Annotated in this window: 1 protein-coding gene; it reads right to left on the bottom strand. The window is 66.5% G+C overall.

The window, feature by feature from the left end; genetic code table 11:
* On the bottom strand, positions 1–1,240 hold a 1,240-nt coding region (locus tag PQR42_RS45485; RefSeq protein ID WP_408496086.1), incomplete at its 3' end, for an MFS transporter.
* Positions 1,241–1,252: the final 12 nt, after the last annotated feature.

Raw genomic sequence — 1,252 nt, 5'->3', positions numbered from 1 at the left:
GCGCGGGGTCGCCGCTCAGGGGGGTGGCCGCGCGCCGGCGGGGTGCGGTCTCGATGAGGAACACCGTGATGCCTGCCCCGGCGACGAGGCTGTACAGCGCGAAGTCAAGGGTTCGTGCGAGGCCGAAATGCTGGGCGACGAAGCCGGCGATCACCGGCGCGACACCCCCGCCGAAGGTCTCGCCCACCCCGGAGACGAAACCAATGGTCGACGCGACGAGTCCCAGCGGCGCGGCCTCGATCGCCACCGGGCCGCTCAGCAGGCTGAGCAGGCCGATCGAGAACATCGCCACGCCAAACAGCAGGGCAAACAGCAGTTGAGGATGGGCGCCGGTGTTCGAGAAGAAGTACAGCAGCACGGCCGCGGCGATGAAGCCGATCAGTGCGGTGAGCCGGCGGCCGATGTAATCCGAGATGCCCGCCACGCCGAACGAGCCGACAAAGCCGCCGAAGCCGACGGCCGAGGCGACGAAGCCCATGCTGCGCGTATCCAGATGCAGCACGGCGACCAGATAGGTCGGCACCATGGCACCGATCACGAAAATCCCGCCCATGGCACACAGGATCGCGGCGGTCGCGACAATCACGTTGCGGCTGGCCAGCAGTTCGGTCCAGCGCGGGCTGGCCACGGGCATCTGGGCCGTGAGCGGTTCACCGGCGCTGCGCTCGCGCAGGTTGCGTCCGATCAGGACCGCCACGATCAGGCCCGGCACGGCGGAGATCGTGAAGACCCAGTGCCAGGACGGCACGATCTGCAGCAGTTGCGTGGCCACGATCGGCGCGAAGCCCAGTCCCATGAGCGGCATCATGCTCAGTTGCAGACCCAGATTCAGCCCGCGCCGTGACGGCCGGGACGCTTCACTGTTGGCCGCGAGGCTCGCCGGTGTAAACGCGCCTTCTGCGACGCCCATCACGGCACGCAGGATCATCAGGCTCAGAAAACCGGAGGCCAGCCCCGAGAGGCTCGAGAGCAACGAAAAGGCGACCATCGTGGTCACGAGGATCTTCTTCCTGCCGATGCGGTCCGACAAGCGGCCCATGGCAATGGACCACAGTCCCCAGGCGACACCGAGTACCCCGATCAGGCTGCCCAGCTGCGAATAGTTCAGGTTCAGCTCGGCCATCATGTGCGGGAACAGCGGCGCCATCAGCCACCGGTCAAAACCCACCAGACCGAAACCCACACCCAGCAGCACGAGCGTGCGCCGCTCATACCCGGTGTCATGCTGGAAAACTGTCATCTGTATGTCTCC

Source organism: Paraburkholderia sediminicola, from assembly GCF_046027355.1.
Taxonomy (GTDB): Bacteria; Pseudomonadota; Gammaproteobacteria; order Burkholderiales; family Burkholderiaceae; genus Paraburkholderia; species Paraburkholderia sediminicola_B.
The sequence above is the reverse complement of the archived record's forward strand: the minus strand, read 5'-3'. Positions and strand labels throughout refer to the sequence as shown.